Annotated in this window: 28 protein-coding genes and 2 tRNA genes; 13 read left to right on the top strand and 17 right to left on the bottom strand. The window is 65.5% G+C overall.

All coding sequences use genetic code 11. The features are described from left to right. Positions 1 to 10: 10 nt before the first annotated feature. Complete coding sequence (locus ACO2Q9_RS04105) at positions 11 to 835, bottom strand: ABC transporter permease (protein ID WP_423309920.1); 825 nt, start codon at positions 833 to 835, stop codon at positions 11 to 13. Between the two features lie 74 nt (positions 836 to 909). Then, positions 910 to 1,860, bottom strand: coding sequence for an ABC transporter permease (locus ACO2Q9_RS04100; RefSeq protein ID WP_423308572.1), 951 nt, complete (start codon positions 1,858 to 1,860; stop codon positions 910 to 912). A gap of 110 nt (positions 1,861 to 1,970) precedes the next feature. On the opposite strand from ACO2Q9_RS04100, the gene ACO2Q9_RS04095 reads away from it, so the two are divergent. Further along, a complete protein-coding gene (locus ACO2Q9_RS04095; RefSeq protein WP_423308570.1) occupies positions 1,971 to 2,225 on the top strand; it encodes a YfhL family 4Fe-4S dicluster ferredoxin in 255 nt (84 codons plus the stop codon). Positions 2,226 to 2,227: 2 nt separating this feature from the next. Here the strand turns inward: ACO2Q9_RS04095 and pth are convergent, their stop codons facing one another. The 7 genes from pth to ACO2Q9_RS04060 form a co-directional block, all read right to left on the bottom strand. Next, positions 2,228 to 2,854, bottom strand: coding sequence for an aminoacyl-tRNA hydrolase (pth, locus tag ACO2Q9_RS04090; protein ID WP_423308568.1), 627 nt, complete (start codon positions 2,852 to 2,854; stop codon positions 2,228 to 2,230). 101 nt (positions 2,855 to 2,955) lie between these two features. Then, the gene (locus ACO2Q9_RS04085; RefSeq protein ID WP_423308566.1) at positions 2,956 to 3,588 is read right to left on the bottom strand and encodes a 50S ribosomal protein L25/general stress protein Ctc; all 633 of its coding nucleotides are present in this window, start codon (positions 3,586 to 3,588) and stop codon (positions 2,956 to 2,958) included. Positions 3,589 to 3,681: 93 nt separating this feature from the next. Then, the gene (locus ACO2Q9_RS04080) at positions 3,682 to 4,656 is read right to left on the bottom strand and encodes a ribose-phosphate pyrophosphokinase (RefSeq protein ID WP_423308564.1); all 975 of its coding nucleotides are present in this window, start codon (positions 4,654 to 4,656) and stop codon (positions 3,682 to 3,684) included. 46 nt (positions 4,657 to 4,702) lie between these two features. Continuing rightward, a tRNA-Gln gene (locus ACO2Q9_RS04075) sits at positions 4,703 to 4,779 on the bottom strand. Between the two features lie 30 nt (positions 4,780 to 4,809). Then, on the bottom strand, positions 4,810 to 5,670 hold the full coding sequence (gene ispE, locus ACO2Q9_RS04070) for a 4-(cytidine 5'-diphospho)-2-C-methyl-D-erythritol kinase (RefSeq protein WP_423308562.1): 861 nt from the start codon (positions 5,668 to 5,670) through the stop codon (positions 4,810 to 4,812). A gap of 22 nt (positions 5,671 to 5,692) precedes the next feature. After that, the gene (locus ACO2Q9_RS04065) at positions 5,693 to 6,223 is read right to left on the bottom strand and encodes a lipoprotein insertase outer membrane protein LolB (RefSeq protein ID WP_423308560.1); all 531 of its coding nucleotides are present in this window, start codon (positions 6,221 to 6,223) and stop codon (positions 5,693 to 5,695) included. Then, positions 6,220 to 7,977 (bottom strand): tetratricopeptide repeat protein, encoded by a 1,758-nt coding sequence (locus ACO2Q9_RS04060; protein ID WP_423308558.1) that lies wholly within the window; start codon positions 7,975 to 7,977, stop codon positions 6,220 to 6,222. The genes ACO2Q9_RS04065 and ACO2Q9_RS04060 overlap by 4 nt, the downstream gene beginning before the upstream one ends. A gap of 95 nt (positions 7,978 to 8,072) precedes the next feature. Between ACO2Q9_RS04060 and mutM the strand changes: the two genes are divergently transcribed. From mutM to mutY, 3 genes are read left to right on the top strand one after another with little or no spacing between them, the layout of a single operon-like run. Beyond that, positions 8,073 to 8,891, top strand: a complete 819-nt coding sequence (gene mutM / locus ACO2Q9_RS04055; RefSeq protein ID WP_423308556.1) for a bifunctional DNA-formamidopyrimidine glycosylase/DNA-(apurinic or apyrimidinic site) lyase — start codon at positions 8,073 to 8,075, stop codon at positions 8,889 to 8,891. 52 nt (positions 8,892 to 8,943) lie between these two features. Next, the gene (locus tag ACO2Q9_RS04050) at positions 8,944 to 10,917 is read left to right on the top strand and encodes a dynamin family protein (RefSeq protein ID WP_423308554.1); all 1,974 of its coding nucleotides are present in this window, start codon (positions 8,944 to 8,946) and stop codon (positions 10,915 to 10,917) included. Then, entirely contained in the window at positions 10,914 to 11,948 is a 1,035-nt protein-coding gene (mutY, locus tag ACO2Q9_RS04045) for an A/G-specific adenine glycosylase (RefSeq protein WP_423308552.1), read from the top strand. The genes ACO2Q9_RS04050 and mutY overlap by 4 nt, the downstream gene beginning before the upstream one ends. Positions 11,949 to 11,950: 2 nt before the next feature. Here the strand turns inward: mutY and rapZ are convergent, their stop codons facing one another. Genes rapZ through ACO2Q9_RS04030 form a run of 3 tightly spaced genes read right to left on the bottom strand, consistent with a single transcriptional unit; the run spans position 11,951 to position 15,393 of the window. Next, the gene (rapZ, locus tag ACO2Q9_RS04040; RefSeq protein WP_423308550.1) at positions 11,951 to 12,838 is read right to left on the bottom strand and encodes an RNase adapter RapZ; all 888 of its coding nucleotides are present in this window, start codon (positions 12,836 to 12,838) and stop codon (positions 11,951 to 11,953) included. Further along, positions 12,835 to 14,493, bottom strand: coding sequence for a DNA repair protein RecN (recN, locus tag ACO2Q9_RS04035; RefSeq protein ID WP_423308548.1), 1,659 nt, complete (start codon positions 14,491 to 14,493; stop codon positions 12,835 to 12,837). The genes rapZ and recN overlap by 4 nt, the downstream gene beginning before the upstream one ends. Before the next feature lie 3 nt (positions 14,494 to 14,496). After that, positions 14,497 to 15,393 carry an NAD kinase gene (locus tag ACO2Q9_RS04030; protein ID WP_423308546.1) on the bottom strand — a complete coding sequence of 299 codons (897 nt, stop codon included), beginning with the start codon at positions 15,391 to 15,393 and terminating at the stop codon, positions 14,497 to 14,499. A 29-nt stretch (positions 15,394 to 15,422) separates the two neighbouring features. Between ACO2Q9_RS04030 and hrcA the strand changes: the two genes are divergently transcribed. Both hrcA and ACO2Q9_RS04020 read left to right on the top strand, forming a co-directional pair. Beyond that, positions 15,423 to 16,430, top strand: a complete 1,008-nt coding sequence (hrcA, locus tag ACO2Q9_RS04025) for a heat-inducible transcriptional repressor HrcA (protein WP_423308544.1) — start codon at positions 15,423 to 15,425, stop codon at positions 16,428 to 16,430. A 47-nt stretch (positions 16,431 to 16,477) separates the two neighbouring features. Continuing rightward, positions 16,478 to 16,554: transfer RNA gene (locus ACO2Q9_RS04020), tRNA-Ile, on the top strand. Here ACO2Q9_RS04020 and ACO2Q9_RS04015 read toward each other — a convergent pair. From ACO2Q9_RS04015 to ACO2Q9_RS03995, 5 genes are all read right to left on the bottom strand, one after another. Then, entirely contained in the window at positions 16,511 to 17,209 is a 699-nt protein-coding gene (locus ACO2Q9_RS04015) for a glutathione S-transferase (RefSeq protein WP_423309918.1), read from the bottom strand. The genes ACO2Q9_RS04020 and ACO2Q9_RS04015 overlap by 44 nt on opposite strands. A 52-nt stretch (positions 17,210 to 17,261) precedes the next feature. Further along, positions 17,262 to 18,119 carry a DMT family transporter gene (locus ACO2Q9_RS04010; RefSeq protein WP_423308542.1) on the bottom strand — a complete coding sequence of 286 codons (858 nt, stop codon included), beginning with the start codon at positions 18,117 to 18,119 and terminating at the stop codon, positions 17,262 to 17,264. A gap of 24 nt (positions 18,120 to 18,143) precedes the next feature. Beyond that, on the bottom strand, positions 18,144 to 19,232 hold the full coding sequence (locus tag ACO2Q9_RS04005) for an ROK family protein (RefSeq protein WP_423308540.1): 1,089 nt from the start codon (positions 19,230 to 19,232) through the stop codon (positions 18,144 to 18,146). 83 nt (positions 19,233 to 19,315) lie between these two features. Beyond that, entirely contained in the window at positions 19,316 to 19,957 is a 642-nt protein-coding gene (locus ACO2Q9_RS04000) for an NrsF family protein (RefSeq protein WP_423308538.1), read from the bottom strand. Further along, positions 19,954 to 20,505 carry a sigma-70 family RNA polymerase sigma factor gene (locus ACO2Q9_RS03995; RefSeq protein ID WP_423308536.1) on the bottom strand — a complete coding sequence of 184 codons (552 nt, stop codon included), beginning with the start codon at positions 20,503 to 20,505 and terminating at the stop codon, positions 19,954 to 19,956. Before ACO2Q9_RS03995 ends, ACO2Q9_RS04000 begins: the two co-directional genes overlap by 4 nt. 162 nt (positions 20,506 to 20,667) lie before the next feature. On the opposite strand from ACO2Q9_RS03995, the gene ACO2Q9_RS03990 reads away from it, so the two are divergent. From ACO2Q9_RS03990 to ACO2Q9_RS03960, 7 genes are all read left to right on the top strand, one after another. After that, positions 20,668 to 20,961, top strand: coding sequence for a DUF2282 domain-containing protein (locus ACO2Q9_RS03990; RefSeq protein ID WP_423308534.1), 294 nt, complete (start codon positions 20,668 to 20,670; stop codon positions 20,959 to 20,961). Positions 20,962 to 20,980: 19 nt separating this feature from the next. Continuing rightward, on the top strand, positions 20,981 to 21,826 hold the full coding sequence (locus ACO2Q9_RS03985; protein ID WP_423308532.1) for a DUF692 domain-containing protein: 846 nt from the start codon (positions 20,981 to 20,983) through the stop codon (positions 21,824 to 21,826). Continuing rightward, positions 21,823 to 22,593 (top strand): DNA-binding domain-containing protein, encoded by a 771-nt coding sequence (locus ACO2Q9_RS03980; RefSeq protein ID WP_423308530.1) that lies wholly within the window; start codon positions 21,823 to 21,825, stop codon positions 22,591 to 22,593. The genes ACO2Q9_RS03985 and ACO2Q9_RS03980 overlap by 4 nt, the downstream gene beginning before the upstream one ends. A gap of 11 nt (positions 22,594 to 22,604) precedes the next feature. Then, a complete protein-coding gene (locus tag ACO2Q9_RS03975) occupies positions 22,605 to 23,015 on the top strand; it encodes a DoxX family protein (RefSeq protein WP_423309916.1) in 411 nt (136 codons plus the stop codon). A 155-nt stretch (positions 23,016 to 23,170) separates the two neighbouring features. After that, positions 23,171 to 23,662, top strand: coding sequence for a pyridoxamine 5'-phosphate oxidase family protein (locus tag ACO2Q9_RS03970; protein WP_423308528.1), 492 nt, complete (start codon positions 23,171 to 23,173; stop codon positions 23,660 to 23,662). Between the two features lie 166 nt (positions 23,663 to 23,828). Then, a complete protein-coding gene (locus ACO2Q9_RS03965; protein WP_423308526.1) occupies positions 23,829 to 24,461 on the top strand; it encodes a response regulator in 633 nt (210 codons plus the stop codon). An 18-nt stretch (positions 24,462 to 24,479) separates the two neighbouring features. Continuing rightward, the gene (locus ACO2Q9_RS03960) at positions 24,480 to 25,181 is read left to right on the top strand and encodes a DUF899 family protein (protein WP_423308524.1); all 702 of its coding nucleotides are present in this window, start codon (positions 24,480 to 24,482) and stop codon (positions 25,179 to 25,181) included. Position 25,182 lies beyond the last annotated feature (1 nt).

Below are 25,182 nucleotides of genomic sequence, written 5' to 3'. Positions count from 1 at the left end.
GGATCCTCTTTCATCGTTTGCGCGCAAGGCGCGGGTCCAGCAGGTCGCGCAGGCCGTCGCCCAGGAGGTTGAGGCCCAGCACCGCCAGCACGATGGCCACGCCGGGAAACACCGCCAGCATGGGTGCCTGGAACATCAGCGATTGCGCCTCGGCAAGCATGCGGCCCCAGGAAGGCTGTGGTGGTTGTGTGCCCAGGCCCAGGTAAGACAGCGCTGCTTCCGCCAGGATGGCGATGGCAAAGCGGATGGTGGCCTGCACGATCAGCACCGAGAGGATGTTGGGCAACACGTGCTCGACGGTGATGCGCCACTGACCTTTTCCGCAGGCGCGCGCTGCCAGCACGAATTCGCGCGACCACACCGCGTTGGCCGATGCGCGCGTGATGCGTGCGAAGGTGGGGATGTTGTAGATGCCGATGGCGATGATGGCGTTGACGATGCCGGCACCGAACACGGCAGTCATCATGATGGCCGAGAGGATGGCGGGGAAGGCGAAGGTGAAGTCCGACAGGCGCATCACCAGTTCTTCCACCCAACCGCGGCGCGCCGAAGCCAGCAGACCCAGCGCCACGCCGATGGCCAGGCCGATGCCCACCGCGATGATGCCCACCAGGATGGACGAGCGCGCTCCCACCAGCAACAGCGACAGCACGTCGCGCCCGAACGGATCGGTGCCCAGCCAGTGGTCGAAGCCCGGCTTGAGCAGCTTGGCCTCCATGTTCACTTCGTACGGGTTGTGCGGTGTCCAGACCAGCGACAGGGCGGCGGCACCGATGAGCAGGAGTGTGAGTACAGCGCCGATGACGAAGCTCGGATGCCGCCATGCGCGATGCATGAAGCCCGGCGGCGCGGACAAAGGCCTGCTCGCGTTGCCCAGGGCAAGATCGGCGGGCTGGTGGCTCGGCGTGTTCATACGTCGCTCGCTTTCACGCGCGGATCGATGACGGCGTAGAGCACGTCGACGATGAAGTTCACGATGACGACCATGGCCGCCAGGAGCATCACGCAGTTGCGCACGACGATCAGGTCGCGGTTGGAGATCGACTGGAAGATCAGCCGGCCGAGGCCCGGCAGGTAGAACACGTTCTCCACCACGATGGTGCCCGCGAGCAATTCCGCAAACTGCAGGCCCATGACGGTGATGACCGGAATCATCGCGTTGCGCAACACGTGCCGCCACAGCGCCGCCGTGCGTGATACGCCTTTGGCGCGCGCGGTACGCACGAAGTCCTCGCGCAGCAACTCCAGCACGGCAGAGCGTGTGATGCGGGCCAGGATCGCAGCCTGCACCACGGCAAGCGACAGGGCTGGCAGGATCAACGCCTTCAGCGCCTCCCACGCGCCCTCTTCCCATCCGGGAAATCCACCTGCCGAGAACCACTGCAGGTACACGGAGAAGAACAGGATCAGCAGGATGGCGAACCAGAAGTTGGGCACCGCGATGCCCAGTTGGGTCACACTCATCACGCCCACGTCGCCCAGCTTGTTGTGGCGGGCGGCGGCGTAGATGCCGGCAACGAGCGCGATGGCCGTCGTGAGCGTCATGGCCATCACGGCCAGCGGCACCGTCACGGCAAGACGTTCCATCACGAGTTCACTCACCGGGGTGCTGTAGGCGTAGCTCAGGCCCATGTCGCCTTGCACAAGCCCGGTGATCCAGAGCCAGTAGCGTTCTGCGGCGGGAAGGGTGAGCCCGAGTTTTTCAGCGAGGGCTTGCACGGCCTCGGGCGAGGCGTCCGGCCCCATGAGGATCTGCGCCGCATTGCCCGGCAGGATTTCGAGCACCAGGAAAACCACGATGGAAGCACCCACCAGCGTGACCAGGAGCGTGACGAAACGCTTGAAAAGAAACAGACTCATGAAAACGAAAGATTCCGTGGCCCGGGCGACAAGACCGCCCGGCATGACGGCGACGTGGGGATGCCAGCATACAGCCAACCATGCAGGACTGCACGAGCGATAATCGTGCCATGGCGCTGATGATCACAGACGAATGCATCAACTGCGATGTGTGCGAGCCCGAGTGCCCGAACCAGGCCATCTATCTCGGGCAGGAAATTTATGAGATCGATCCTGCCAGGTGCACCGAGTGCGTCGGTCACTTCGACGAGCCCCAGTGCGTGCAGGTCTGCCCTGTCGCCTGCATTCCCATCCATCCCCAGCACGTCGAGAGCCGCGAAACACTCTGGCAGAAGTACCAGCGCCTGCAGGCTGCGTCAGCGTAATCTCAGGAATTGCCGTCTGTTGCGGGCGGCGTCTGGCGCGGCGGCTTCGGCCGGGGCGGCTTGCTCGTGTGCACGATCAGCGTCGCTTTTTCCATTTCGCCTGCCACGAGGTCCGGAACCGCCTTGAGGGTGCGCGTGATGCAGTCTTCCAGCGCCGTACGCTGCTCGGGGCTCGGCTTCTTCAGCACCCAGTGGATCACTTCGGATTTCACGCCAGGATGACCGATGCCCAGACGCAGCCGCCAGTAGTCACCGGTACCGAGTTGCGCGTGGATGTCGCGCAAGCCATTGTGGCCGGCATGGCTGCCACCGAACTTGAGCTTGGCCTGTCCGGGCACGACATCCAGTTCGTCGTGCACCACGAGGATTTCTTCCGGCGCGATCTTGAAGAAGCGCGCGAGCGCGGCGACCGATTTCCCCGAAACGTTCATGAAGGTCTGCGGCTCGAGCAGCCAGACGGTCTGCCCGTTCAGCGTGGTCCGGGCGACGAGGCCGTGATAGCTGCGCTCGGCCGACAGGTGCACCTTCAGGTCGCGTGCAAGTGCATCGATCCACCAGAAGCCCGCGTTGTGCCGGGTGGCTTCGTATTCGGCGCCAGGGTTGCCGAGGCCGACAAAAAGTTTGATCATGGGGCGGGATTATCGCGCCGGGTGGACGGCGTCTGAAAACAGAACGGCCCACCGAAGTGGGCCGTTGGGTACCTCGAACCGAGGCCGGGCCGGAAGAAGGATTACTTCTTCGCGGCCGGTGCCGGTGCGGCGGCCGGAGCGGCAGCAGCAGCGGCCGGTTCCGGCGCTTCTTCAGCCGGGGTCACCACGGAAACGAGCACCGGGTTGGTGGCATTGCCACGCACGACGGCGGTCACGCCCTTGGGCAGGGTGATGTCGCTCAGGTGCAGCGAGGTGCCCTTCTTCAGGCCGGAGAGGTCCACCGCGATGAACTCGGGCAGGTCGGCCGGCAGGCACGACACCTGGAGTTCGGTGACGATGTGGTTCACCAGGCACTGTTCGAACTTCACGGCTTGCGATTCTTCTTCGCCGGAGTAGTGGAGCGGCACCTTCATGGTCAGCTTGGTCTTGGCGTCCACGCGCTGGAAGTCGATGTGCAGCACGAGTTGCTTGAAGGGGTGGAACTGCACGTCGCGCAGCAGCACCTTGGCCGATTTGCCACCCAGGTCCATCTCGAGGATGGAGGAGTGGAACGCTTCCTTCTTCAGGGCGTGCCACAGGGCGTTGTGATCGAGTTCGATCAGTTGGGGCTGGCCTTCACCGCCATAGACGATGCCGGGGGTCTTGCCCGTGTTGCGCAGACGGCGGCTCGCACCCGTTCCCTGCTTTGCGCGCTCAAAAGCGACGAATTTCATGGTTTTCTCCAGTAAGAGCCCACCGCGACCAGTGCGGCTCCGGTTAAAAAAGGCCCCCTCGGGAGCCCGGCTACTTGTCCCGGACCGGAAACCTCAGAAGAGGTTTTCCTGGTCAGAGAACAAACTCATGACCGACTCACCCTTGGCGATGCGCTGGATCGTCTCGGCGATCAGCGGCGCCACGGTGAGCTGGCGGATCTTTGCGCACCCCTTGGCAGCGTCGGACAGGGGGATGGTATTGGTCACCACCACCTCGTCCAGCGCCGTGCCCTGGGCGATGCGCTCGATCGCGGGGCCGGAGAAGATGGGGTGCGTGCAATACGCATACACCTTCTTCGCGCCGCGTTCCTTCAATACTTCTGCCGCCTTCACCAGCGTGCCGGCGGTATCGATCATGTCGTCCATGATCACGCAGTTGCGGCCGTCGATGTCGCCGATGACGTGCATCACTTCGCTCACGTTCGCCTTGGGGCGGCGCTTGTCGATGATGGCCAGGTCGCAGTTGAGCTGCTTGGCCAGCGCACGCGCACGCACCACACCACCCACGTCGGGCGACACCACGATCAGGTCTTCGTAGTTCTTCTGGCGCAGATCGCCGAGAAGGACCGGGGACGCATAGATGTTGTCCACCGGAATGTCGAAGAAACCCTGGATCTGGTCGGCGTGCAGGTCCATCGTCAGCACGCGCGAGACACCCACCGTCTGCAACAGGTTGGCCACCACCTTGGCTGAAATCGGCACCCGGCTCGAGCGCGGACGGCGGTCCTGGCGCGCATAGCCGTAATACGGGATGACGGCGCTGATCCGTTCGGCGGACGCTCGCTTGAGCGCGTCCACCATGATCAGCAGTTCCATCAGGTTCTCGTTCGTCGGTGCGCAGGTGGACTGCACCACGAACACGTCACGGGCACGGACGTTCTGGTTGATCTCGACGGTGACTTCACCGTCCGAAAAACGGCCAACATGCGCGTTGCCCAGCGAGATGCCCAGATGCTGGGCGATTTCGGCGGCAAGGCCGGGGTTGGCATTGCCGGTAAAGACCATGAAATCGGGGTGATGCGCTTGCATGAGCTTTCCGGCGATGAAAAGTAGTGCCCTAGACGTTCAACGTATTTGGCAGGGGAAGAAGGATTCGAACCTTCGCATGCCGGAATCAAAATCCGGTGCCTTAACCAGCTTGGCGACTCCCCTACACAGGTTGGCGGCTTTCGCCACCCACCATCAATCGTCGCTGGAAGCCCAACCAGCCAAAGGATGGACTTCCAAATTGCTGCAAACACGCACTTGCCAACCGTCAGGTGCCGACCCCTCCGGGTTAGGCTGCCCGCCTTGCGGCAGATGCGCAAACACCGCACTTCCGGAGCCGGTCATGCGGCCTTGCAATCCCTGTTTTTCCAGCCAGGCCAATGCCTGGGTGATGGAGGGACAGAGCTGTTCGGCCACCGGCTGCAGGTCGTTGTGGCCAAAGGCCCAAGGGTTTGCAGCAAAGCCTGAGATTATAGCAGTCCCGGAATCCCGCTTGAGATGGGGGCTGCGGAAAATTGATGCGGTTTCCACGCCTTGCGTCGGTTTGGCCACACAGAAGCGGGCGGGCGGCAACTGGATGGGGCGGATTTCCTCGCCGATCCCTTCCACCCATGCATTGGTGCCGCCGAGGAAAAACGGGACGTCGGCCCCCAGGGACAATCCGATTCGTGACAGCTCTGCCAGCGACAGCCCGAGGCCCCACAGGCGATTCAGCGCGAGCAGGCAGCTTGCCGCGTCTGACGAGCCCCCCCCCATGCCCGCCTCCGAGGGAATCCGCTTCTCGACGCCGATATGAGCGCCCAGCGATGCGGGCGCGGCGGCGCGGGTTTTCAGCGCGCGCGCAGCCTTGAGGACGAGATCGTCCGCCGGTAGCGGCGCACCCAGGTCTTCCCTCGTGATGCTGCCGTCGTCGCGGCGTTCGAAGTGCAGTGTGTCGCACCAGTCGATGAGCATGAACACCGATTGAAGCAGGTGATAGCCGTCGGCGCGCCGGCCCGTCACATGCAGGAACAGGTTCAGCTTGGCGGGGGCCGCCACGTCGTACAGGGCTCGCATGGCGTGGAGTCTAGAAGAGAAACTACTGCCGCTCGAATGCGAGCCGCAGATCAGCCGCCGGCGCCGGGCTGCTGCGCCTGGCATGCAGTCGCCCGTCGGCGTGCTGCGTCAGGTCGGCCTGCCACCCGTCCACAGTGGCGGGTTTGCCGGCCAGCCAGTCGAACAGGGCAGCCACTGGAATCGGCGTGCCCGTGACTTCGGCCAAAAGCGCATCCACGGAAGGGTACTCAAGCGTTTCCCGGGGCGTGCGGAGCGTCGCGCTGCCGGCACTCCAGGAGAGTTGCGCGAGGATGTTGCCCAGCGGTGTGCCGAGTGAAAGTTGCCCGGCTTCGATGCCGCCCTTCAAGTCGAACACCGCAGCCAGCGACTGGGGCGGGCTGGATTCCACCTGCAGTGACATGCGGCCACTCCAGGCGGGCGCGTCGGCCGCAATGGGGGCGGACGTGATGGACGGCGTCGCGCAACCCGACAGCACCAGCGCAGCCGCTGCGCCGAGGGCGAGAGCCTCGCGGCGGTTGCGGAATGGGCCGGGACCGTGCGCGGCGGGACTCACGGCTTGGCGCGCAGGCGCTTCAGGGTTTCCTGCAGCGTCTCGTTCTCGCTGTTGAGCAGCAGGCCCTCCCGCCAGATGGACAGCGCACGATCGCGCTGGCCCATCGTCCAGAGCACTTCACCCAGATGCGCGGCAATCTCTGCGTCCGGACGGGCCTTGAACGCGGTGTCCAGGATGCGCAGTGCTTCGGCGCGATTGCCCGCGCGGAATTCCACCCAGCCCAGGCTGTCGGTGATGAATGGATCGTTGGGCGCGAATTCGAGCGCTTTCTTGATGAGTTCGCGCGCTTCGTCCAGCCGCACGTTGCGATCGGCCAGCGAATAGCCGAGTGCGTTGTAGGCGTGGTGTGCCTCGGGCTTGATGGCGATGACGCGGCGCAGGATGCGCTCCATCTCGCTCAGGCTGCCGAGCTTTTCGGCCAACGTGGCCTGGTCGTAAAGCAGATCGGTGTCTTCCGGCGAGGTGGCGATGGCTTTCGACAGCAGGTCATAAGCATCCTGGTATCGCTTGTTGTCCCGCAGCAGTTGCACTTCGGCCAGCAGGCGCAGGCGGATTTCGGCGGCATTGCGTCCGGGCAGCGTGCGGATGAGTTCGCGCGCCTCGTCGATCTTGCCCTGCTTGGCGAGGATGGAGGCGCGGCGCGTGCGCGCACCCAGCAGGTCTTCGGCGTTCTCGATGCGGGACAGCCAGGCTTCAGCGGCCGCATAGTCCTTGCGCTTTTCCGCGATCTGCGAAAGCGCGAGATACGCCTGTGCCAGTCCACGCTTTTTTTCTTCGGCGCCGCGCACGTCCTGCGCCAGCACGATGTAGCGCTTGAGCGATGCTTCGGCTGCGTCCTGCTGGTTGTCCTGCGCCTGCAGGCTGCCCAGCACGAGCCATGCCTCGGCGAAGTCCGGCTTTTCTGTCGTGACGATCTGCAGTTGCGCTGTCGCTTCGGCGTAACGCTGGCCATCCAGCAGCGCGCGCGCATAGCCCATGCGGAGTTCCGGCACGGGCTTGCCATCCAGATAGCGCTTGATGATGGGTTCGGCCTGCGGTGTCTTGGGGTCCATCATCTCGATGGCCAGCATCGCCGGACCTTCGGCGAACGGGTCTGCCGCCTGGCCACGGGTGGCCGCCTGGATGGCGCCGGCCGTGTCACCGGCAGCCATGCGCATGCGGCCCACGGCAGTCCATGCGGAAGTGGCCGTGACTGGATTGGCCAGGTCAGCCGCCAGCGCCTGCTCGACGACCGTGGCGGCAAGCTTGCGATCACTGGCGCGCGTGTAGTAGCGGGGCACGACGGCCAGCGCCATGGAACGTTCGGCAGGTGGCGTGTTCGCAAGCTCTGCGCGCAGCGGGTCGACGGTCTCGGTGATACGGTTGAGTGCCAGAAGGATCTGCAGCACGTAGCGGTTCGCTTCACGCGATTTCGGGTCGGCGTCCTTCCAGGCGCGCGCGGCCTGGAGTGCGGATTCGCCGGCACGGGCCTGCAGTGCGATGTTGACGGCGCGCTCGTACAGCGCGGCGTCGCCAGTCTTGCGCGCCGAGTCGAGGATGAGGCCGAAAGCAGCGTCCGGCTCGCCGGCGCGCACGGACATTTCGCCCAGCAGAAGGCGGTAGAACAGTTCGGCGTCCATCGCCGACGCAACGGGGGGGCCGGATGTGGCCGCAGCAGGCGGACTCTGCGTGGCCTGTGCCTGCATGTTCTGGGCATGCGCAGACATGGCGCAGGCGGCCATGACGGCCATGGCAAGGCGGTGCAATGACTTCATCGACCCATAATAATCCAAGCCCATCGGCTCACGTATGACCTGATGTATTACCCGACGAGCCAGCCGACTTGTCGGCCCCGCGGTAAGCTTTTTCCATGCCCGAACTGCCAGAAGTCGAAGTCACCCGCCTGAGTTTTGCCGGGCGCATCGAGGGAGCGCATGTCCATGGCGCGGAGATGGGCAAGCCGCTGCGCTGGCCGCTGGGTTGCGATCCGGCCATCCTGACGGGCCGGCAGGTGCTGGGTGTGCGTCGCCGCGGAAAGTATCTGCTGCTGGACCTGGATCGCGGCATGCTGCTGATGCATCTGGGCATGTCGGGCAGCCTGAGTTTCACCGCGCAAGCCGGACCGCCGGGGACGCACGACCATTTCGACCTGATCACCAGCCGCGGCCTGCTCCGGCTGAACGACCCGCGGCGTTTCGGTGCGGTGGTGTATGCCGATGGCGGCGAGCTGGATCCGGTGGCCGTCAAGCTGCTCGGCGGCCTGGGCATGGAGCCGCTCGGGGATGCGTTCGAGTTCGAGAAGTTTTTCGCGGGGCTGAGAAGCCGCAGCGCAGCCATCAAGCAGGTGCTGCTCGCGGGCGATGTGGTCGTGGGCGTCGGTAACATTTATGCGTCGGAAGTGCTGTTCCGTTCCGGCATCCGGCCCACGCTGGCGGCATCGCGCATCAGCCGGCCACGGGCGCTGAGGTTGCATGCAGCCATCCGGGAAGTGCTGGCGTTGGCGGTGCAGAAGGGCGGCAGCACGCTGCGCGACTTCTCCAATGCCTGGGGTGAAAGCGGCTACTTCCAGCTGGAAGCCATGGTGTACGACCGCGCGGGCATGCCGTGCCGCACTTGTGCCACGCCCATACGCCTGTTGCGCCAAGGGCAACGCGCCACGTATTTCTGTCCGGTGTGCCAGAAATACTAGGGGGCGCCGCGGCAGTCGATGCTATAAATTGGATTCCCTTCCAGGAGTGCCGGTGCCCAAGTCCTTCAATCAGCAGTTCGACCAGCATGGCGCATGGCGCCGACAGTTTGCCCTGCGTCTGAAGCTCCTGGCCGACTGGATGGGGGAGCATGAACTGCTGGACACGGCCGTCGAGGAGCGCCTGCGCCGGCTCGAGACGCAGGTGCGCTCGGACAAGGTCATGGTGGCCTTCGTCGCGGAGTTCTCGCGCGGCAAATCCGAACTGATCAACGCCATCTTCTTTGCCGGCTACGGTCGCCGCATCATGCCGGCCAGTGCGGGTCGCACGACGATGTGCCCCACGGAACTCGGCTACGACGCCGACGTGCCGCCTTGCCTGCGCCTGCTGCCCATCGAGACGCGTGAACAACCCCAGACGCTGATGGAATGGCGCGAGAAGCCCGAGAAGTGGACGCGTGTCGACCTGGATGTGAGCGATGCCGCACAGTTGGCCTCCGCCATGCAGAAGGTGGCCGAAGTGCGCCACGTCTCGAAGGACGAAGCCCGCGCGCTGGGTTTCTGGAACGACGAAACGCCCGACGACAATCCCATTGCCAATGCCGCAGGCCTCGTGGAGATTCCGCGCTGGCGGCATGCGCTCATCAACATTGCCCATCCGCTGCTCAAGCAGGGCCTGGTCATCCTGGATACACCGGGCCTGAATGCGATCGGTGCCGAGCCGGAACTGACGGTCAGCCTGATCCCGCAGGCGCATGCGGTGGTCTTCATCCTGGCAGCCGATGCGGGCGTCACCAAGTCCGACCTTGCCATCTGGCGCGAGCACCTCATCACCGAAGGCAACCGGTCCGACGCGCGGCTGGTGGTTCTCAACAAGATCGACACGCTGTGGGACGCGCTGAGCACTGCCGAGCAGATCCAGGCCCAGATCGATCGCCAGCGCACCACGGCCGCCGGCATCCTCGGCCTGCCGCAGGAACGCGTGGTGCCGGTCTCCGCCCAGAAGGGCCTGCTGGCCAAGGTGTCCAAGGACGACAAGCTGCTCAAGCACAGCGGCCTGCCCCGGCTCGAAGACGTGCTGGGCCAGGGCATGCTCGGCCGGCGTGAAGCGATCCTGCGTGCCGCCATCGACGGTGGCATCGCCGAATTGCGCACCGAAGCCAGCCGCGTGCTCAATATCCGCCGGCGCGACCTGGCCGACCAGATGCTCGAATTGCAGGGCCTGCGGGGCAAGAACACCAACGTCATCCGCAACATGCGCGCGCGCATCGAGCAGGAGCAGGTGGAGTTCGAAGTCAGCGGCGCGAAGATCCAGGCGGTGCGTTCGGTGCACCTGAAACTGCTGCGCGAGGTGTTCGACATCCTCGGCTCCAACGGCTTGAAAGCGACGCTCAGCGAACTCAATGCCGCACTGCGTCAGCCGGGCATCAAGCTCGGCGTGAAGCGGTCTTATGACGATGCGTTCAGGAAGCTCACCGACCAGCTCACGCGCGTGCAGTCGCTCACTTCCGAAATCCAGGCGATGCTCGGCGCGATGTTCCGCCAGCTCAACGCCGAGTACAGCTTCTCGCTGCAGGCGCCCAAGGAACCGGAAATGAGCCGGTTCGTCGATGAGCTCGTGCAGATCGAGCAGAGCCACCTGCAGTATCTGGGCGTGGGCAACATCATCCGCCTGGCGCAACCCGAATTCTCCGACCGGCTGGTGCGGGCGCTGTTCACGCGCCTGCGCATGCTCTACGACAACGCGCTGAGCGAGGTGGAACTGTGGAGCAAGGGCGCGGCCGCGCAACTGGACGCACAACTGCGCGAGCGTCGCCGCAATTTCGGTCGCCGCCTCGAAGCCATCGAGCGCATCCAGCAAGCGGCTGGGGGCCTGGACGGACGCATTGGCGAGATCGAGGGCAACGGTGCTTCGCTCGACGAGCTCGATGCCAAGCTGCGCGAACTCACCAGCCACCTGCTCACACCGCCCCCCACTGCAGTTGCCGCAGCTGCACCCACACCCGACGCCGAAGTCAGCGCTGCATGAGCGGAGCGCCCGCCAGCCTCGCCGCGCGGGTGGTGCGCTGGCAGCGCAGCCACGGGCGCAGTCACCTGCCGTGGCAGAACACGCGCGATCCGTACCGCGTGTGGCTCTCAGAAATCATGCTGCAGCAAACGCAGGTGAGCACGGTCATCGGCTACTTCGAACGGTTTCTTGCCCGATTCCCCGATGTGGGTGCGCTGGCTGCAGCCGGACAGGACGACGTGCTGGGCTTGTGGAGCGGTCTGGGTTACTACAGCCGTGCCCGCAACCTGCACCGGTGCGCGCAGGAGGTGGTCGAGCGGTTCGGTGGCGAATTCCCGCGCACGGCGGAGCAGTTGCAGACCCTGCCTGGTATCGGCCGGTCGACGGCGGCGGCTGTCGCGTCGTTCTGTTTCGGTGAGCGCGTCGCCATCCTGGACGGCAATGTGAAGCGCGTGCTGGCACGGGCACTGGGTTTCGGCGGCGATCTGGCTTCATCGGCGAACGAGAAGAAGCTCTGGAACGAAGCCACCGCTTTGCTGCCGGCCGACGAGGCCGACATGCCGGCCTACACGCAGGGCCTGATGGACCTCGGCGCAACGGTCTGCCTGCCGCGCAAGCCTGCCTGCCTGCTCTGCCCGCTGCAGGACATTTGTGCGGCCGTGCGCGAAGGGCAACCGGAGAAGTATCCGGTGAAGACGCGCAAACTCAAGCGCACCGCGCAGTCGCTGTGGCTGCTGTGGGCGGGCACGAAGGACGGCGCGGTGTGGCTGCACAAGCGACCGTCCACGGGCATCTGGGCCGGTCTGTATTGCCTGCCCGTCTTTGATAGCCATGAATCTTTGGCTTCAGCCGTGCCCGCGCCTCAACGGGACAATGCGGTGGATCTGCCGGTATTCACGCACGTGCTGACGCACAAGGACCTGCACATCCACCCGGTGCAGATCCAGCTGCCTGCGAACGAAAAGCTCCAGGCGGAAGGGGCGTGGGTCGAGGCTGCGCGATGGCCGCAGCTCGGTCTGCCTGCGCCTGTACGCAAGTTGCTCGGCGGCTGAAGCTATCGGCCTTCCGCCTGGTTGTCGAGTTCGCGGTGACGCTTGAGCGTGACCCAGTGCGAACCGAACACGCGAGCCAGTTGCTCCACCAGGAACACCGAACGGTGCTGCCCGCCCGTGCAACCGACGGCCACGGTCACATAGCTGCGATGGTCGTGTGCGAGTGCCGGCAGCCAGTGCTTGAGGAACTGCTCGATGTGCGCAAACATCACGCTGACGCTCTCGTGCTGGCGCAGCCAGGTGACGACGGGTTCGTCACGTCCCGTGAGCGGGCGCAGGTCTGTTTCGTAGTGCGGGTTCGGCAGCATGCGCACGTCGAACACATAGTCCGCGTCGAGCGGGATGCCGCGCTTGAAAGCGAACGATTCGAACACCAGCGTCATTGCGCTTGCCGGCGCGGAGATGAGCGACTTGACGTAGCTCTGCAACTGCGACGAGCGGATCAGGCTGGTGTCGATGACGTGGGCCTGGTCGCGCATATCGGCCAGCAGTTCACGCTCGAGTTCGATGGCTTCGACCAGAGCGCGTTGCTGCTCCAGCACGTCGGCGCGAGCCGGCGAGACGGACAGCGGGTGCTTGCGACGGGTTTCGGAGTAACGGCGCACCAGTGTGTCGGTGTTGGCGTCAAGGAACAGCGTGCGCACCGTGATGTCCTGCTGGCGCAGTTCAGCGAGCTGCTGAGGGACCAGCGGCAGTGACGTCGCGCTTCGCACGTCCATGGCGATCGCCACGCGTGCGGCCTGGTGCTGGATTTCGAGCGCGATGAATTGCTGCAACAGCTCGGGCGGCAAGTTGTCCACGCAGTAGTAGCCGGCATCCTCCAGCGCATGCAGGGCCACCGACTTGCCGGAGCCGGACATGCCGCTGATGAGGACGAGCTCCACGTTCAACCTCCCAGCATCTCGCGCGCGTGGGCGAGTGACGTGCCGGACAGACGTTCACCGCCAAGCATGCGGGCAATTTCGCCGACGCGCTGCTCGCCGATGACAGGCTGCACGGTGCTTTCGGTTCGTCCTTCATTGGCACGCTTGGCGACGACGAGATGCGCATCCGCGCATGCAGCCACCTGCGGCAGGTGGGTGACCGCGAGCACCTGCCGGTCCTTGCCGAGCTGCTTCATGAGCCGGCCCACGGTCTCGGCCACCGCGCCGCCAACGCCTGCGTCCACTTCGTCGAAGATCAGCGTCTGCGCCGCGCCGAGCTGGCTGGTGGTGACCGCGATGGCTAGCGCGATGCGCGACAGTTCGCCGCCCGACGCCACCTTGCCCACGGGGCGCGGCGTGCTGCCGGCGTGTCCGGCGACGAGGAAGCCGACTTCTTCAAGTCCGCCGCGTGCGGGTTCGTCGAGCCGGGTGAGCGTGACCTCGAACCGGCCGCCCTGCATGCCCAGGCCCTGCATGGCTTGCGTGATGGCCGTGGCCAGTTGCGGAGCGGCTTTCGCGCGCGCTCGGGAGAGTTTGCGCGCTTGCGAAAGGAATCCGTCGCGCGCCGCATTTTCGGCCTTCTCCAGCGCGTGCAGGTCGGCTGCAGCGTCCAGGCGCGACAGTTCTTCCTTCCATCCGGCAAGCAGGGCAGGCAGCTCCGGCGCCGTGCGCTTGTAGCGGCGGGCGAGCGACAGCCAGAGCGCGACGCGCTCGTCCAGCTCGGCGAGACGAGACGGGTCGAGTTCCGTCTTGCGCAGGTAGCCGTGCAGCGTGTGGACGGCGTCCTCGGCCTGCGCGAGGCTGGAGGCGAGCACGTCGGACAAGGCCTGGAATTCGGGGTCGATGTGCGCCTGACCAGCCAACGATGTCTGTGCCCGTGCAAGACCGGCCAGCGCGCCGGATTCATCGTCTTCCAGGGCGTTCAGCGCCTGGTGGGCCGTGTCCAGCAACGCTTGGGCATGCGAGAGTCGTGTATGGGCCGCGTTGAGTTCGTCCCATTCACCTGCACCCGGTGCAAGCTTGTCGACTTCACCGATCTGCCAGGCCAGCCGCTCGCGTTCACGTTGCAGCGTGTCCTGCGCATTGCGTGCGTCTTCCAGTGACTTTTGCGCGGCACGCCATTGCTGCCACGGCGCGTCGAGTTCGCCGGCATTCACGCCCGCGTACGCGTCCAGCAACTGGCGGATGGACTCGGGCCGGGTCAGGCTTTGCCACGCATGCTGGCCGTGGATGTCCAGCAGGAAATCACCGGCCTCGCGCAACTGCGTGGCGGTGGCGGGGCTGCCGTTGATCCATGCACGGCTCTTGCCTTGCGCGTCCACCGTGCGGCGCAGCAGCAGCGTGTCGGAATCTGCCTCAGTGTTGGCTTCAAAGCCGGCATCCTGCAGCCAGAACGCCAGTTGGGGTGGCGCGTCGAATTCGGCGCTGATGTCGGCGCGGGCCGCGCCTTCACGTACCACGCCGGCGTCGGCGCGGGCGCCCAGCGCCATCTGCAAGGCATCGACGAGGATGGATTTGCCGGCACCGGTTTCGCCGGTGAGAACGGTGAAGCCTGCGGACAGGTCGAGTTCGAGCTCGTGCACGATCACGAAGTCGCGCAGCACGATGCGCCGCAACGCCATGGCTCAGGACCCTCCCTCGTTCCAGTGCAGCTTCCTGCGCAGCGTGTCGAAATAACTCCAGCCACGCGGATGCAGGAAGCGCACATGGTGTTGCGAGCGCCGCACCGTCACGCGGTCGCCGTGCAGCAGCGAGGCGAGCGATTGCATGTCGAAGTTCGCGCTGGCGTCGCGTCCGGCGACGAGTTCGATGGCGATCTCGGAAGCGTCCGGCAGCACGATCGGACGGTTGGACAGCGTGTGCGGCGCGATCGGGACCATGACCCAGCCGGGCACCGAAGGGTGCAACATCGGCCCGCCGGCCGACAGCGCGTACGCGGTCGAGCCCGTGGGCGTGGCGATGATCAGGCCGTCTGCGCGATGGCTCGCGACAAAGCGGCCGTCGACCTCGATGCGCAGTTCCACCATGCCCGAGGTTGCGCCGCGGTTCACCACCACGTCGTTCATGGCGCGGGCATCGAACACGCATTCCTCGCCGCGCATCACGCGCGCATGCATCAGGCTGCGATGGTCCTCCTCGTACTCGCCCATGAGCATGGGCGTCAGCGTGGCCTGGTAGTTCTCGATGGGGATGTCGGTGACGAAGCCCAGACGACCCTGGTTGATGCCGATCAGCGGAACGCCGTACGGTGCAAGCCGGCGGCCGATGCCCAGCATCGTGCCATCGCCCCCGAGCACCAGGCCCAGGTCACTCTGCTGGCCAATCGCCTCGACGTCGAGAACGGGAAAACCGGTGATGCCCGAGTTGCTGGCCGTGTCGTGCTCGATCACCACCTCGCAGCCCAGGTTCTGGACGAACTTGGCCAGATCTTCCAGCGTCTTGCGGGACGTGGCGGCCGACCCCCCGGGGGCAGCGGCTTGGTACTTGCCGATCAGGGCAACCTGGCGAAATTTGCTGCTCATGCGGGAAATTAGATCATTAAAATCGTTGCATGCTCGATGATCGTGCCAAGTTGTTGCTCAAAGCGCTGGTCGAGCGCTACATCGCCGACGGACAACCCGTCGGTTCGCGTACGCTGTCCCGCGCGTCGGGGATCGAACTCTCGCCTGCCACCATCCGCAACGTGATGTCGGACCTGGAAGAAGCGGGCCTCATCGCCAGCCCGCACACCTCGGCCGGGCGCATCCCGACCTCGCGCGGCTATCGCCTGTTCGTGGACACCATGCTCACCGCGCAGCGGCACGAGCTGAGTACGCCGCACCTCGTGCCTGACCAGCCGCAGAAGGTGATCGCCAACGCGGCGCAACTGCTGTCCAACCTGTCGCAGTTCGTCGGCGTCGTCATGGCGCCGCGCCGCTCGTCCGTGTTCCGTCACATGGAATTCATGCGGCTGTCGGACAAGCGTGTGCTCGTCATCATCGTCACGCCCGACGGCGACGTGCAGAACCGCGTCATCTTCACCGACACCGACTACAACCAGTCGCAGCTCGTCGAGGCGGCCAACTACCTGAACGCCAACTACGCAGGCCTGGCCATCGAGCAGGTGCGCGAGCGCCTGAAGAACGAGATGGAGCAACTGCGCGGCGAAATCGCCACACTCATGCAGGCGGCCGTGACGGTGAGCACCGAAGCACTGACGCAGAAGGAGGACGATGTCGTCATCTCCGGTGAGCGCAACCTGCTGGCCGTGAGCGATTTTTCGAGTGACATGGGCCAGCTTCGCCGGGCGTTCGACATGTTCGAGAAAAAGGCACAACTCGCGCGCCTGCTCGACGTGTCCAGCAAGGCCGAGGGCGTGCGCATCTACATCGGCGGCGAAAGCCAGATGGTGCCGGTGGAAGAACTGTCGGTGGTCAGCGCGCCCTACGAAGTGGACGGCCAGATCGTCGGCACGCTCGGTGTGATCGGCCCCACGCGCATGCCCTACGACCGCATGATCCAGATCGTGGACATCACCTCGCGCCTGGTGAGCAACGCGCTGAGCCACAACCCCAAGTAGCGCGGCCGACGGGTGGCCGCAGCCTACAATGCGCGGTCCGCATCCGTGGGGCGTTAGCTCAGTTGGTCAGAGCAGAGGACTCATAATCCTTTGGTCGTTGGTTCAAGTCCAACACGCCCTACCATCCAACCGTTTCCCCGCGCCACCGCGCGCTGATACGCGGGCCGCGCATGGATGCGCCCGAGCCACGCGGCGATGGCGGGGCGTCCCTCCGTGGCGGCGGCGCGTTCGGCAGCCGCTTCGAGCGGGAAACTCATCTGCATGTCGGCCAGCGTCAGCTCCGTGCCGGCGAACCACTCGCTCTTGCCCAGTTCGGCTTCGATGAAGTCCATGTGCTGCCTGATCTGCGGCAGCACGAACCCTTTCTTGAAGGTTCTGGCGATCGCCTTCGCGACCGGCCTGACGATGAACGGCGCCTTCGTCTCGATCTGGTCGAACACGAGCTTGAGAAGCAGCGGCGACATTGCGGAGCCTTCCGCATAGTGCAACCAGTAGCGGCAGCGCAAGGCCTCCGGCGTTCCGGCGGGCGGCGTGAAGCGCCCGTTGCCGTAGCGCTCGACCAGGTATTCGAGGATGGCGGCGGACTCGGCGACGACGAGGCCGTTGTCCTCGATGACGGGCGACTTGCCCAGCGGGTGGACCTGGCGCAGCTCGGGCGGCGCGAGCATGGTCTGCGGATGGCGTCGGTACAGCTTCAGCTCGTACTCGAGCCCGAGTTCTTCAAGCAACCAGAGGACGCGCTGTGAACGGGAGTGGTCGAGGTGGTGGACGATGATCATGTCGGCATCATGCCAGCGATGCCGCGTTCCGCTGCTTCGGTGCTGCAATGCTTCAGTCTTTCCGCAGCATCACGGCAGTGCCGCTGGCCACGATCAGCGCTGCACCGAGGAAGAAGCTGGCGTTGAAGGCTTCGCGCCAGAAAAGCCAGCCGATCGCTGCAGCCCAGATGAGTCCGCTGTAGTCGAGTGGCGCGATCAGCGACGCGGGCGCATGGCGGAAGGCCTGCGTGATGAGCCCGAGGCCCAGCGCGCTGCACAGCGCGAGCGCCGCCAGTGCCGGTGCATGCGAAAGCTCGACGCCCGTCCAGAGCCAAGGCATGGTGACGCCGGCAAAGACGATCTGCCCGAGCGCGATGTAGAACATCGTCGTGAGCATGCCCTCGCCATCGTCGATCCATCGCGCGCTGACCATGAGGATGGCGTAACCGAGTGCGGCAGCCAGCGGGTATGCATACGCCCATTCGAACCCGCCGCTGTCCGGCCGCACGATCACCAGCACGCCCGCGAATCCGGCGATGACGCTGGTCCAGCGCACCCACCCAACGTATTCGCGCAGCAACACGACGGACAACACCGTGACGAACAGCGGCGCACTGTAAGCCACGGCGGTGGCGGCAGCCAGCGGCACCTTGGCAAGCCCCGCGTAGAAGATGCTGGCCGTGACGACGTTGGCAAGACCGCGGAAGACGTGAAGGCCACCGTTGCGCGTGCGCAGTCCGTCGAGACCTTGCGTCCACACGATCACGCCGGCGAGCGCGGGCGCTGCGATCAGCCCGCGCAGGAACAGCAATTGTGCCGGTGTGTAGAAGTCGCCCAGCCACTTCGCGATCGCGTCGCTGACCGACAGGAACGCAGCACCCGCAAGAATCATGACGATGCCCTGACGGGCGGATGACGAGGTACCGTTCACGCCGCGACTTTACGCGACGCGGCATTACTTGTTGGTGAAGCTCGCGTTCCCCAGCCCGGTACCCAGCGTCAGCACGCCCCATCGCTTCACGTCCGAGGTGAACGGCCGTTGCGACAGGCCCTGCACGACCGCGTCGTTGTGCAGCAGGACGCGGATCTGCTGCCCCTGGATTTTCGGCAGCTTCTCCCGCATGGCCGCGGGCAGGTTGAAGTTCGGTGCCTCCCAGTCGCCCGGCAGGTTCTGCGTGCCGTTGGCAATGGTGCCGTTGCGGCGGACCACACCGGGGCACGCGACGCCCACGAACGGCGCGAGTTCGATGCCTGTGCGGTTGGCGCTGTCGATGAGCTTCTCCAGCATGCCGACGATGCCGCCCACCACGTTGGCACGGCGCGTCACGTCCTCGTCGGCTGCATGGCCCCATTTCGCGCGCATGACCACTTCGGCATTGCGCAGGTCGTGCGCTTCGTCGTAGTTGGGCCGCACGATGCCGCAGCGCGCGTTGGTGCCGCCGATGTCCACGGCCAGGAAAGCCGTCATGCCCCGCAGCTCGCGCGCGGGAACGATGTGCGCCCAGCCGACCAGCCCGCCTTCATCCGGGTGGTAGTGCAGCAGGCGCAGGTCCACGGGCTGCGATTGGCTGCGGAGCAGTTGCGCGGCGCGAGCGATCGCGAGCTTGCCGGTTTCGCTCTGCTGGAAGCCGCCGCCCACGATGATGCGCTCGACCCCCTGCCACGCCTTGTGCGACATGAAGCGATGCGTCACATGGGCAAGCTGGTGTGCATAGTCCTCCACGGCCGCCTGCACCGTGTGGGCGGCAGGTGTGTCGCCCTGCAGCAGGTCGTCGGTTCTGCTGCCGAGCTCGTGCGTCTTCACGTCGCCCAGCGGGTCTGCGCCACCCATGACCCGTTTCATCTGCCTGCGCCAGGCATGCAGGATTCCGGTGAAAGCCGTGCGACTGGCCCGATCGCCCACGAAGCCCGCGCGCTCGTCGTCGCGCAGTTCCAGGCTGTAGCTGTCGATGGTGACCAGCGGCAGGTCGTGGATGCCGTGGCTGTTGCGCCGGGCGGGCCGGGAAGCGTTGGAAAGCGGGGCGACTTTTTTCCTGTTCGGCATGGATTTCCGCTGCGAGACGATGAAGAACGCAGGGTAGGGGAGAGCCGGACTCGCGCGAGTAGGACGGGTGCCCGACCCGCAATTCACCACTTCAGCAGGAAGCGTCCCGCCACCGCGCCCGCAACGACTGGCAACGCCACGCCGAGCACGTACCAGACCGCGATGAACGGCGCCGCGAGTTCCGGGCAGTGCAGCGCATACACCGCCGCACCCAGGCCGCCCGCGAAGGCGCCGGCCGCGGCACCTGCAGCGACAGGTTTCGTCGGCGCGAGCGAGCGCAGTGCCGCCAGCGCGGCTGCGAAGGCAGGAAATGCGATGAGGCCGATGCTGAACGCACAACTGCGCCACGTCTGCCCCCAGAGCAATGATGCGCGTTCGGCGGCCGGTGCATCGAACCAGGCGAACAGGCCCAGACCCCAGGCGAACGCCAATGGCAGCAGCAAGCCGGCGACCGGCAGGCCCGCGCGCACGCCGGGCCGGCCGAGTCGGGTGGCCACGACGAAGCCGGCAATCGCCACGACGAGCGGCAAGCCGAGCTTCACCCAGAACATGGGCTGGGCCGCCACCTGCATCAGGTCGTCGCGGAACCCGTATTCGGTGGCGACGATCAGCGCGGCCAGGGGAAGCCCCAACAGCAGCGCGAGGCCCATCCGCCTGGACGCCACGTTCCGCGCAACGGGCGCAGCGTCCGATGCCAGCAGATCGATCAAACGGTCTGTTTTCATGCAAGGCTCCTGATGCGCGTGGCCAGCGCCTTGAGGCCGCGATGGATGCCGACCTTGACCGCAGATTCGGACATGCCGGTCAGTTTGGCGGTTTCGGCGACGGACAGGCCTTCGAGTTTGACGTGACGGATAGGCAGGCGCTGCCGGTCGGGCAGCGATTCGAGCAAACCGTCGAGATCGCGCCGCGCATCGCTCGCCTCTTCCGCTGAAGCCGCGAAGACTTCGAGCTCGTCATCCAGGGGGTCATGCAGGGCTTCGCGACGTGACTTCGCACGCAGGAGGTCGATGAGCTTGTAGCGCGCGATGGCATGCACCCAGGCCGTCAGCGGCTGGTCGCTCTGGTAGGTATGGCGTTGGTTGTGCATGGCAAGCAGGCATTCCTGGACAAGGTCCTCCACTTCATCGGGCCAGCCAAACAAGCGCCGCGCGAGGAAAGCACGCAGATGCCGTCCCGCACGTTGCAGGAAAGTGCGGTAGGCGGCCGCGTCTCCACCCAGTCCCGCAAGGAACAGGGCGCGCAATTCGGTCTCGACTTCACTGGCGATCATCTGGCGCGTGATGGAGTTCGTCCTGTGCCGCCACCCGGTTACAGGCGCGGCAGATATTTTTTACCGTCATGGTTTTCCCCAGAGCGTAACCGCAGACGCGTTTGCTGCGAACTAGGAGTCAGCCGGGTCATGGTGACCCGGTATTCCTTACAGGAGCAAACCATGAACCACCGTTCCCTCGCCGTCTGCGCAGCCCTTGCCGCACTCTCCGCCAGTGTCGCCACCGTGGCTGTCGCGCAGGACAAACCCATGGCCGACAAGGCCGCGAAGATGGAGAAATGCTATGGCGTGTCCATGGCCGGCAAGAACGACTGCGCTGCCGGCCCCGGCACCACGTGCGCGGGCACATCGAAGATGGATTACCAGGCCAATGCCTGGAAGAACGTGCCCGCCGGCACCTGCGTCGGCATCAAGACCCCCAAGGGCATGGGTTCGCTCACGCCCGCCAAGTCCTGAGGCGCGCGACGACTGCGCCATGACAGCGAGCACACCCGGAGCCGGACTCGGGCTCAAGCCCGCGCATTTCGACGATGCGTTGCAGGCACGTGCACCCGGCCTGTGGTTCGAAGTGCATGCCGAGAACTACATGGTGGATGGCGGGCCGCGCATCGCGTGGCTCGAGCGCGTGCGCGCGCGGCATCCAGTGTCGCTGCATGGCGTGGGGTTGTCACTGGGCGGCACGCAGCTGCCCGACCCCGAACACATGTCTCGCCTGGCCACGCTGGCCGGGCGCATCGAACCAGTGCTCGTATCGGAGCATCTGGCCTGGAATGCCGTCGACGGCATCTGCCTGCCGGACCTGCTGCCGGTCGTGCGAACCGGTGAATCGCTCGCGCGCATCGTGCGCCACGTCGGCGAACTGCAGGACCGGCTGCGTCGTCGCGTCGCGATCGAGAATCCGTCGCACTACCTGCGCATCGACGGGCACGAGTGGGACGAATGCGAATTCCTGGCCGAGCTCGCGCGCCGCAGCGGCTGCGGACTGCTGCTGGATGTGAACAACGTCGCCGTGTCGTCGCACAACCTCGGCTACGACGCGCAGGACTACATCGCACGCTTCCCGCTCGACGCGGTGATGGAAATCCATCTGGCCGGCCACACGCAGGACCCGCAGCTCGGCGCCGACTTGCTGATCGACTCGCACGACGCGCCCGTGGCACCCGAGGTCTGGGCGTTGTACGAGGATGCCGTGCGTCGCGCGGGTCCCCGACCGACGCTCATCGAACGCGATGCCGAACTGCCCGAATTCGACGTGCTGATGCAGGAGCGAAGCCGAGCCGCCTCGATGCTCGAAGGCGTTGCCGAGGAGGTGATGTCGTGAACGATTCCGTAACCGGCGCCATCGCCTTCGAACGTGATTTCGTCGATGCGCTGCTGCATGGCAGTGGCGTCACCATGCCGCAACTGGCGCGCCAGCCCGCTTTCGCCGTCTATCGCAACACGGTGATGAAGGCCTGCATCGATGCGCTGGAGGCGAACTTCCCGGCCGTTGTGCGGCTGGTCGGCCGTGACTGGTTCCGCGCCGCTGCGGCCGTGCATGTGGCCGCGAGCCCGCCGCGCGATCCGCGCCTGCTGCGCTATGGAGACAGCTTTCCCGGCTTCCTCGAACATTTCGAACCGGCGTCGGGTTTGCCGTACCTTCCGGCCGTGGCCTTGCTCGACCAGGCATGGACGCTCTGCCATGCGGCCCGTGATGCCACGCCGCTCGACGCACGGTGGCTCAACGGCCTGCCGCCCGATGCGCTCGGTGCCCTTGGCCTGCAGCCCCATCCTGCGGCGCGCTGGCACTGGTGTGCGGAGCATCCGGCATACACGCTGTGGTCCTGCAACCGCATCGACGGAGTGGCCATGCCCGATGAGCTGCCGTGGCACGGCGAGGGCGCGCTGCTCACGCGACCCGGCGAATCCGTGCAATGGCATCCGGTCGGCGAAGCAGACTGCGCGTTCCTGGACGCCTGCGCGCGAGGCCTTCCGCTCGGCGAGGCCACCGGTGCCGCGCTCGCAGCGGACGCGCACGCAGACGTTGCCGCGCTGCTCGTCAGGTTGATCGGCCTCGGCGCATTCGCATCCCTGGAGAACCCCTCGTGAAAAGATTCGGCATGTCGAGGCTCGAAGCCCTCACACCGCATTCACTGCTGGCGCTGGTCAACCGCGTCGCCATCGCCGCCATCTTCTTCCAGTCGGGCCGCACCAAGGTCGAAGGCTGGTTCACCGTGAGCGACGGTGCGGTCGCGCTGTTCCGCGACGAGTACCGGCTGCCCTTGCTGCCGCCCGAACTCGCCGCCCAACTCGCGACGGTGTCCGAGCATCTGTTTCCGCTGCTGCTGGTGCTCGGCCTCGCGACGCGCTTCTCCGCGCTGGCGCTGCTCGGCATGACGGCGGTGATCCAGTGCTTCGTCTATCCCGACGCATGGCCGACCCATCTGTCGTGGGCTGGCCTGCTGCTCTACCTGGTCGGCAGGGGCGGCGGCCGGTTCAGCATGGATGCGCTGATCGCGCGGCGGCTCTGACGGCCGGCATCGCCTGACCGCGCGCCAGGCGGTCGCGCCATCGTTCCCGGGTGGCTAAGGCCTGCGCCGACATGCATCGCCTGCGCGGGACTACGGCTTGCAGCGTCCGGCTGGCTGACCATGTCTGCTTCACCCAATCATCCAGGAGCAAGAACATGGCAGACAAGACCGCACACGACACCTTGTGGGAACTCATCAAGGACATCCGCTTCGGCATGTTCACGCATCGCCACAGCGACGGCAAGCTGCACAGCCATCCGTTGACGACACAGAACAAGTCGCTCGATGCGGACCGCAACCTTTACTTCTTCGTGTCGCGTTCGGGCGAAGTGGCGCGGCGCGTGGCGTCGGACGGGTTGGTCAACATCGCCTACGCCGACACCGGCAAGGACAGTTATGTTTCGATCACCGGACAGGCCAGCGTCATCGAGAATGCGCAGATCGTGGAGCGGCTATGGAGCAAGCCCGCAGAAGCCTGGTTCCCCGGCGGACCTGCCGACCCGGACCTCCAGCTCCTGCAGGTGCGCATCGTCGAGGCGGAATACTGGGACGTGAAGGACTCGAAAGTCACCCAGCTCTTCAAGATGGCCAAGTCGCTCTTCACGGACGAGCCGCCGAAGGACATGGCGGAGCACAAGGTGCTTTGACCGGCACGGGCTGGTTTGTAGGAATGCGCCTGCCTGGCCTGTAAGGCTGAAACCATTTCAGTGCCGGCGCGCGAGCGCCAGCGCCAATTCATGCGCATGCCATCCAATAATGGCCGCACTGAACCACCGCATCCAGCGGAGGCAGCACGCATCAGGTAAGCAAACAATGATCAGAATCGGAATCGTCGACGACCACGCCATCGTGCGTTCTGGCTTGCGCCAGTTCTTCTCCGAGCACACCGACCTGCGCGTGGTGGGCGAGGCGGGCAGTGGCCGCGAAGCCATCGACCTCGTACGCAACACCGAACTCGACGTGCTCGTCATGGACCTGTCCATGCCGGGCCAGAGCGGCATCGACGCGCTGTCGATGATCCACGCCAAGGCACCGGATGTGGGCATCCTCATCCTCAGCGGCTACCCCGAAGAGCATTACGCGATGAACCTGATCCGCCAGGGCGCGAGCGGCTACCTCAACAAGGAGTGCGATCCGAAGACCATCGTCGATGCGATCCGCACCATCGCGCTGGGCCGCCGCTACATCACGCCCGTCGTGGCCGACCTGCTGGCCCGGCAACTCGACCGCAAGGATGACGCGCCCCCGCATGAGCAGCTGTCCGAACGCGAATTCCAGGTGTTCCTCAAGCTCGCGAAGGGCGAGTCGGCCGGCGACATCGCCGAAACGCTGTCGCTGAGCGTCAAGACGGTGAGCACGTACCGCACACGCCTGATGGAAAAGCTGAACCTCAGCACCAACAGCGACCTGACGTACTACGCGCTCAAGAACAAGCTGATCGACTGATCCCTCGCACCTGTTGGCATGAACATGACACTCGTTCCCGCCACGCAACTCGCCACCAGGGCGAAGACGCCGTTCCCGGGCGCATCGGCCGAATACGACGCTGCGCGCGAGGCCTTGCTGGCCGAGGAAATCGAGTTGCGGCGCCACGCCACGCGCCTGGTGGAACTGCGGCGCAAGCTGCCGCCCGGGCCGGTGATCGCCAAGGACTACCGCTTCAAGGATGAGCAGGGCTTCGAGGTCGGACTCATCGATCTTTTCGGCGACAAGGACACGCTCGTGACCTATTTCTGGATGTACGGTCCCCAGCGCGAGCGGCCCTGTCCGATGTGCACCAACCTGTTGGGTTCGGTGAATGGCAACGCTGCCGATATCAAGCAGCGCGTGGCGCTCAAGATCCTGGGGCGCTCGTCGGTCGAGCGCCAGTTCGCGTTTGCACAGGAGCGCGGCTGGCGCGATCTGGAGTTCGTGCAGACCGTCGGCGACGACTACGCCAACGACCTCGGAGTCTTGCAGCCGGATGGATCCGAATACCCGGCGCTCACCGTCTTCAGGCGCGACGGCGACAAGGTCCGCCTGTTCTGGGCAAGCGAGATGACGAAGGACATGGCCGATCCGGGCCAGGACCCGCGCGATTCACCCGATCTCGCATCCCTGTGGTCCGTGCTCGATCTCACGCCCGGGGGCCGTGGTACCGATTGGTATCCCAAGCTCAGGTATTGAA

This window comes from Variovorax sp. VNK109 (genome assembly GCF_049445855.1).
GTDB lineage: Bacteria > Pseudomonadota > Gammaproteobacteria > Burkholderiales > Burkholderiaceae_C > JAGOCV01.
This window is presented reverse-complemented; position numbering and strand designations above follow the sequence as displayed.